Source organism: Clostridium sp. HBUAS56017 (assembly GCF_007115085.1).
GTDB classification, from domain to species: Bacteria; Bacillota; Clostridia; order Clostridiales; family Clostridiaceae; genus Clostridium; species Clostridium cibarium.
Genome location: NZ_SULK01000026.1, coordinates 22,174 through 29,151, shown reverse-complemented (window position 1 = coordinate 29,151; position 6,978 = coordinate 22,174). Strand labels below are relative to the sequence as shown.

Below are 6,978 nucleotides of genomic sequence, written 5' to 3'. Positions count from 1 at the left end.
ATTAATTGCTTTTACTTCTATATCTGTTAATCCTGTTGGGATTTCCTTTTCATTATCCTTTGGAACCATAACTAATTTAATTCCTTTTCTTCTTGCTCCATATACCTTTTCAAATATTCCACCCACTGGTTTTATATTCCCTCTTAAAGATATCTCTCCTGTAATAGCTACATCTTGTCTTATTCCTTTATTCAATAAGGCACTAATTACACATACAGTAATAGCGGCACCTGCTGAAGGACCATCTATTTTTCCTCCACCAATTACATTTACATGAATATCAAAATCTCTAATATCCTTATCTGTAATCTTTCTTATTACAGATGCTGCATTAAACACAGAGTCCTTAGCCATTGAACCAGCAGTTTCATTAAATCTAACTGTCCCTGCGCCTGTTTTCTTTGCTTCGAAAACAGCTGCTTCTATTTCTATAGTAGATCCTAAGAAACCACTTACTCCAAGCCCATACACATGCCCAACTTCAAATTTACTTTCATCATTATTTCTTTCAAATGGAGTATATCTTCCAATTGAAATAACCTCTTCTACGTGGGCTAATCTAATTTCAATTCCTTCAACTTCTACTCTTTTTTCATTATATAACGCAAGACCATATGCATCAGTTAATATATTTACAGCTTTTCTACCTTCTATTGTATATCTGCTAATAAATTCAGATACTCCATCTTCTAACTTAACATTCAATTTTCTTGCCGCATTATCAACAATTTCTTCAATATCCTTTGCCGATAATGGTTCAAAAAAAACTTCCGTACATCTTGATCTAAGAGCAGGATTAATATCCCTAGGTTCTCTAGTAGTCGCACCAATTAATACAAAGTCGGCCGGAGCCCCTTTATCAAAAAGATATTTTATATACTTTGGTGTATTTTCATCATCAGGATCATAATATGAAGATGAGAATTCTACTCTTTTATCCTCTAACACCTTTAGCAACTTATTTTGTAATATAGTATCTAACTCTCCTATTTCATCTATGAACAATATGCCACCATGAGCTTCTGTAACTAATCCTGGTTTTGGTTCTGGAACTCCTATTTCTGCTAAGTCCCTCTTACTCCCTTGATATATTGGATCATGTACTGATCCTAATAATGGATTAGTAATTTCTCTTGGGTCCCATCTTAAAGTTGTACCATCAACTTCAACAAATTTAGATTCTTCATTAAAAGGAGTAAATTCTAATTTTCTAGTTTCCTTTAATGCTAATCTTGCTGCTGTCGTCTTACCAACCCCTGGTGGTCCATATAATATTATATGTTGAGGATATGGTGATGATAGCTTAGAAATAAGAGATTTTACAGCCCTCTCTTGCCCTACTACCTCATATAATTCCTCTGGTCTTAAAAAACTCATTATATTCTTACTAGTCACCTTTTGATCTAAACTAACTAATTCATCATACTTTTTCTTAGTTTTATTATTTTCGCTTCCCTTTTCTTTCTTTAATACAGATAATCTTATTTCATCCATATACTTTTCTTGTTTTTCTATTATTGATTGTTCAACTTTAGTTTCTATTTGACTTTGCACATATTTTCTAGCTATAGCTTCAGCGACAAAATCAACAGTATCCTCTAACACACTATCTATTTCGTCTTCTGATGGCACTACTTTTAGACCTTTTCCATCGGATGCAATTACATTTAAAGCATATACTCTTTCACATATATTTATTGAGTCTACATACTTTTTAAGTTTATATTTTATTGTCCTAGCCCTAATTGCACCCTTTTCTAGTACATTTCCTAATACCTCAAATAATACATTTACTTGTGATTGTTGTGTTAAATCTCCATGTAATACTTCTTGTAAAAAATTTTCTTCATCTTTTAAGCTCACTAATATTCCTCCTTATTGTTGCGGAACAATATTAACTTTCATTTTAGTCGATACTTCTGGGTACAATTTAACTTCTATTTCATATTCTCCTGCAACCTTTATTGTGTCCATAACAATCTTTTTCTTATCTACTGTAACCTTATATTGTGTTTTTATTAATGCTGCTACATCCTTGCTTGTAATTGCTCCAAATAATTTTCCACTTTCGCCAGTTTTGCTTGTTATTTTTACTATCTTCCCTTTTAATTCTCCAGCTAACTTTTGTGCTGCTTCTATTTCAGCAAGTTTTTGCTTTCTTTCATTTTCTTTTTTATTATTTAAAATATGAAGATTTGAATCAGTTGCTTCCTCTGCTAATTTTCTTGGAAACAAAAAATTTCTAGCATATCCATCTGATGTATTTATAACATCACCTTTTTTACCAATACTTTTAACATCTTGTAATAAAATTACCTTCATTATCTATTCACCTACCCTTAAATATTTCGTCATTGCTTCTTTCAATTTTTCTAATGCTTCTTCTATACTAACATTGTCTAATTTGGCTCCTGCTATATTCATGTGTCCGCCACCGCCAAGGGCTTCTAATACAACTTGCACATTTATATCTCCTGTAGATCTACCACTAATATAAATTTCATTATTTATATTTGCGAGAACAAAGCAAGCTAATATTCCTGATATATTTAACAATTCATCTGCCGCTTTTGCGACAATTACTGTATCTACATTATCAGGACAGATTGCTATAGCTGTATTATTTTCCTTATCCACTTTGGCAGATTTGATTGTCTCTGCTATAGTCAGGTAATCCTCTAAATTATCAGTAAACATTTTTTTTACTTCAATAGTATCTGCACCCTTATTTCTCAAAAATGATGCAGCTTCAAATGTCCTAACTCCAGTTTTAAAAGAAAACCTTTTAGTATCCATAAATATTCCAGCTAAGAGACCTTCTGCATCCTCTTTTGACAATTGAGGTCTATCTGTTATGTATTGAATAATTTCTGTTATCATCTCTGACGTTGAAGAAGCATACACTTCAATATAGTTTAACATAGTTCCCTCTATTATGTCTGCACTTCTTCTATGATGATCTATTATTACTTTTCTCTTAACCTTTTCTATTATATCTAAATTGCTTACGTAACTTCTATTATGAACATCCACTATAACTACTAAAGTATTTTCATCGATCAGTTTATACGCTTCTTCAGCTGAAATAAATACATTCTTATATTTTTCATTTTTCTTTAATTTATCTAAAAAATAATTAATAGGATTTGTATCATCATTTATCACAATATTGCATCTCTTCCCAAGCTGTCTTATTGTAGACGATAGTGCAACAGCTGATCCAAAGCAATCCATATCAGGATTTTTATGACCTAAAATAAATACATTGCTGCTCTCATATATTAATTCTTTTAAGGCATGAGAAACAACTCTTGCTCTTACTCTAGTCCTCTTTTCAAATTCTTTAGTATTTCCACCAAAAAACTTTATTTCCTCATTACTTTTAATAACTACTTGATCTCCACCTCTACCTAAAGCAAGTTCTTTAGCAACCGTTGCATATCCATTATTCTCATATGGGGACATTCCACCACGTCCAATCCCTATACTAAGTGTCAGTTCCATTCTATTTCCTTTATTTATCTTTGAAATTTCATCTAGTATAGAAAACTTATTCTCAATCTCTTCTTGAATATATCTATCTTGAACCGATAAAACATATTTATTCGTATCATATTTCCTTATCATTGCGCCTATTCTTTGAGCATAAGCATTTATTTTTCTTTCAACCTCAGCAACTACTAAAGGTCTATCACCTTCATCAGTTACATCTAACACTTCATTTAAGTTATCTACTTCTATTAATATTACAGCTTCTCTTAAGCTATCCTTAGACATTTGTGAATCTATTAAATGAGTTATATCATTAAAATAAATTAATTTAAGTTTTTGATTTTCATTTACAACATCACTGCTACTTATATCATAAAGAGTGTTATTAAAATTGAGTCTTTGATGACTTTTATCTTTCTCTTCAAATAATTTATTAATATCTAAACCTCTAATTAAACCTGTAATATTATTACCAACTTGAGTTTCTCCTTTATTCAAATCAATAAAATTAAAATTGTTCCAAACAATTTCACCAAATTCATCAACTAAAACTACTGGTATATTTAAATTGCAAAAGTTACTTGATAAACTTTCATCTAAGTAACTAACAAACTTTTGGACTTCATTTTGATTCTTATAATATTTTCTAATAAAAAAGAAATTATCTCCTAAGTACAACATAAATGCTGCAACTCCAAGTGTTAAAAAATTAAAGTACCAGCATACAACAATGATGCTAACTAGAATCAACTGCCTCAGATATGGATGACTTATTAGCTTTTTCATATATTAGCCTCCTAGATAAAATTAATCTCTCCTTTTACTTATATAATTCTTCAATTCACTAAGGCTTTTACCTTCCTTTTCAACTTCATCCTCTGCCTTTATTCCCATATCCAATTTACTTTTCATGACATGATCTATCTCTGGTAAAGAGTAACCAAGCTTTCTACCTAATACATAAAGAATTATTATAGCACCTGATATACAGTCTAATATTGCATCCTGCGCAACATTACTTCCTTTTGTTAATAATCTAAAAAATTCTCCAATAATACAAAGTAACTGAGCTTTTAAATTTTCAATTATTTTTACATTAGCCATAATATTAAGTTCTCTATGCTTCATTATATTCACTCCTATTTCTCTTTGTATATATATTGTAATTTTTTTTGTGAAGTAATGCAACAATAGTTACGTTTTTTTTACATATATTGTAATATATTTTTTTGTAACAAAAAAACCTCTGATATCCATCAGAGGCTGTTATTACTATTCTGTTGTAAATGGTAATAATGCTATATTTCTTGATCTCTTAACTGCGTCAGTTAATTGTCTTTGGTGCTTAGCACATGTTCCAGAAATTCTTCTTGGTAATATCTTACCTCTTTCAGTAACATACTTTCTTAACTTAGCAACATCTTTATAATCTATACTTTCAGCCTTATCAACACAAAAAGCACAAACTTTTCTCTTAGATCTTCTCATCTTACCACCTGGTCTTCTGCTATCTCTCATGATATTTCCCTCCTTACCTTGATTTTTAGAATGGCATATCTCCATCATCTACAGGAGTTATGTCGTCATTAAAGCTTCCACCACTGAACGCATCGTTCTTTGGTCTAGCCGAATAATCAGTATTATCATATCCGCCATTAAATGAATCAGCATTATCTCTAGCTCCACCATTAGAACCTATGAATTCAAAACTTTCTACAGCAACATCTGTAGTATATCTTTTTGAACCATCTTGAGCATCATAGCTACCTGTTCTGATACTTCCTGTAACAGCTATTTGTCTACCTTTGGTAAGGTATTGAGATATTGTTTCCGCAGTTTTACCAAATGCTACGCAATTAATAAAATCTGTTTCATCTTTTTTGAACTGTCTATTTACAGCTACTGTGAATCTACTTACAGCAGTTCCACTTCCAGCAGCAAATCTTAATTCTGGATCTTTTGTAAGTCTTCCTATAAGAACAACCTTATTCATTACAATTCCTCCAATTATGCTTCTTCTTTAACGATGATGTGTCTGATAACTCCATCAGTAATTCTGAATATTCTATCTAATTCTCTTGGTAATTCTGGACCAGCAGTAAAGTTAACTAATGTATAGTAACCTTCGTTTACTTTTGCAATTTCGTAAGCAAGTTTTCTCTTACCCCAGAAATCAACATTTTCAACAGTTCCGCCACCATTTTCTATTACACCCTTAAACTTTTCGATGTTAGTTTTAACAGTTTCTTCATCAAATGATGGGCTTAGTATGAATATAGTTTCGTACTTTCTCATCTTATTCACCTCCTCCCCTCGGACTAACGGCTGTGCTTTGCACAGCAGGGATTACAATTTATTATTTTATCATTTCACATTCTTTTTTTCAAGTATTTTTTATTAAACTACACTTTTTATTATTTTCTTTGCTCCTTTAACAAATTTCGATCTCGGAATCATAATTATCCTTCCACATCCCGTACACTTTATCTTTATATCTGCACCTAATCTAATTACTTCAAATTCGTAACTTCCACATGGATGTTGTTTTTTCATTTCAACCACATCGCCTAAATTAAAATTATCTATCATATTTATCCTCCTTCTTTATTATAGGTTCTGTTATAAGTTGTGGAACCTTTATTCCCTTCTCATCAAAAGCACCCTTTATTTCTTTTCTTAATTTTCTTTCCATACTCCATTGTTTTAACGGTTTACTACCTCCAGAAACTCTTATTATCATACTTGATTTAGATGGATTTACTGAATTCACTCCTAACACTTCGATAGGACTTGTAATATCTTCATTTCTTTCTTCAAATTTCTTTGTTACTTCTGATATTATTCCAATTACATTATCTATATTTTCCTCATAAGATACTTCTACATCTACTATAAACTTTATATTTCCCCTTGAATGATTAGTTACTGTTGTTATAGTTCCATTTGGAATCAGATGTAAGTCTCCAGTAAAATCTCTTATAGAAGTGGTTCTTATCCCTATTGTTTCCACTATTCCTGTGAAATTTCCTATAGTCACGTGATCTCCAACGCCATAGTGATCTTCAAATAAAATAAAGAAACCATTAATTACATCTTTCACAAGACTTTGAGCTCCAAACCCTAAAGCAACACCCCCAACACTAGCCATTGCAACTGACATTCCTCCAAAGAAATCAGCTAATATTAGAGCAAGCCCTGAAAAGTATGTTACATATCTTAACACACTCTTTAATACCCCTCCTATGGTTTTTGCTTTTTGATTGTCCATGCTAAATCTTGCATTGCTTTTAATTTGACGTTCTACAAACTTATCAATTATTCTCTTACCAATTTTTATAGTTAAATACATTAATATTAATATAATAATTATTCTTATTCCCTGATTTATTAGGCCTTCAACTTCGGCTACACTAAAAGTTATACCACCTACATTAAAGTTGTCATATCCTAAATCTAAATTTATAAGCATATTCTACTTTCTCCTTG

The 6,978-nt window shown here is 31.1% G+C and carries 9 protein-coding genes; all 9 read right to left on the bottom strand.

All coding sequences use genetic code 11. The annotated features are described in order from the left end of the window. The coding region (gene lonC / locus FAY47_RS17430) for a Lon family ATP-dependent protease (RefSeq protein ID WP_143318234.1) at positions 1-1,863 on the bottom strand (1,863 nt) is incomplete at its 3' end. Between the two features lie 12 nt (positions 1,864-1,875). After that, positions 1,876-2,322, bottom strand: a complete 447-nt coding sequence (gene rplI, locus FAY47_RS17425; RefSeq protein WP_143318212.1) for a 50S ribosomal protein L9 — start codon at positions 2,320-2,322, stop codon at positions 1,876-1,878. A 3-nt stretch (positions 2,323-2,325) separates the two neighbouring features. After that, positions 2,326-4,278: a DHH family phosphoesterase gene (locus FAY47_RS17420; RefSeq protein ID WP_143318211.1), complete on the bottom strand. Its 1,953-nt coding sequence runs from the start codon at positions 4,276-4,278 to the stop codon at positions 2,326-2,328. Between the two features lie 21 nt (positions 4,279-4,299). Then, positions 4,300-4,620 carry a MazG-like family protein gene (locus FAY47_RS17415; RefSeq protein ID WP_143318210.1) on the bottom strand — a complete coding sequence of 107 codons (321 nt, stop codon included), beginning with the start codon at positions 4,618-4,620 and terminating at the stop codon, positions 4,300-4,302. Between the two features lie 144 nt (positions 4,621-4,764). After that, positions 4,765-5,010: a 30S ribosomal protein S18 gene (gene rpsR, locus FAY47_RS17410; protein WP_143318209.1), complete on the bottom strand. Its 246-nt coding sequence runs from the start codon at positions 5,008-5,010 to the stop codon at positions 4,765-4,767. Positions 5,011-5,035: 25 nt separating this feature from the next. Next, positions 5,036-5,485, bottom strand: a complete 450-nt coding sequence (gene ssb, locus FAY47_RS17405; protein ID WP_143318208.1) for a single-stranded DNA-binding protein — start codon at positions 5,483-5,485, stop codon at positions 5,036-5,038. Between the two features lie 14 nt (positions 5,486-5,499). Further along, positions 5,500-5,787 (bottom strand): 30S ribosomal protein S6, encoded by a 288-nt coding sequence (gene rpsF / locus FAY47_RS17400; protein ID WP_143318207.1) that lies wholly within the window; start codon positions 5,785-5,787, stop codon positions 5,500-5,502. Positions 5,788-5,889: 102 nt separating this feature from the next. Further along, a complete protein-coding gene (locus FAY47_RS17395; RefSeq protein WP_143318206.1) occupies positions 5,890-6,081 on the bottom strand; it encodes a DUF951 domain-containing protein in 192 nt (63 codons plus the stop codon). Further along, on the bottom strand, positions 6,071-6,961 hold the full coding sequence (locus FAY47_RS17390; protein ID WP_143318205.1) for a mechanosensitive ion channel family protein: 891 nt from the start codon (positions 6,959-6,961) through the stop codon (positions 6,071-6,073). Before FAY47_RS17390 ends, FAY47_RS17395 begins: the two co-directional genes overlap by 11 nt. Positions 6,962-6,978: the final 17 nt, after the last annotated feature.

What these genes read in the sequence shown, in the direction of transcription:
- FAY47_RS17390 (WP_143318205.1), bottom strand. Translation starts at nt 6,961, where the DNA reads ATGCTTATAAATTTAGATTTAGGATATGACAACTTTAATGTAGGTGGT.
- FAY47_RS17420 (WP_143318211.1), bottom strand. Translation starts at nt 4,278, where the DNA reads ATGAAAAAGCTAATAAGTCATCCATATCTGAGGCAGTTGATTCTAGTT.
- rpsR (WP_143318209.1), bottom strand. Translation starts at nt 5,010, where the DNA reads ATGAGAGATAGCAGAAGACCAGGTGGTAAGATGAGAAGATCTAAGAGA.
- FAY47_RS17395 (WP_143318206.1), bottom strand. Translation starts at nt 6,081, where the DNA reads ATGATAGATAATTTTAATTTAGGCGATGTGGTTGAAATGAAAAAACAA.
- rplI (WP_143318212.1), bottom strand. Translation starts at nt 2,322, where the DNA reads ATGAAGGTAATTTTATTACAAGATGTTAAAAGTATTGGTAAAAAAGGT.
- FAY47_RS17415 (WP_143318210.1), bottom strand. Translation starts at nt 4,620, where the DNA reads ATGAAGCATAGAGAACTTAATATTATGGCTAATGTAAAAATAATTGAA.
- ssb (WP_143318208.1), bottom strand. Translation starts at nt 5,485, where the DNA reads ATGAATAAGGTTGTTCTTATAGGAAGACTTACAAAAGATCCAGAATTA.
- rpsF (WP_143318207.1), bottom strand. Translation starts at nt 5,787, where the DNA reads ATGAGAAAGTACGAAACTATATTCATACTAAGCCCATCATTTGATGAA.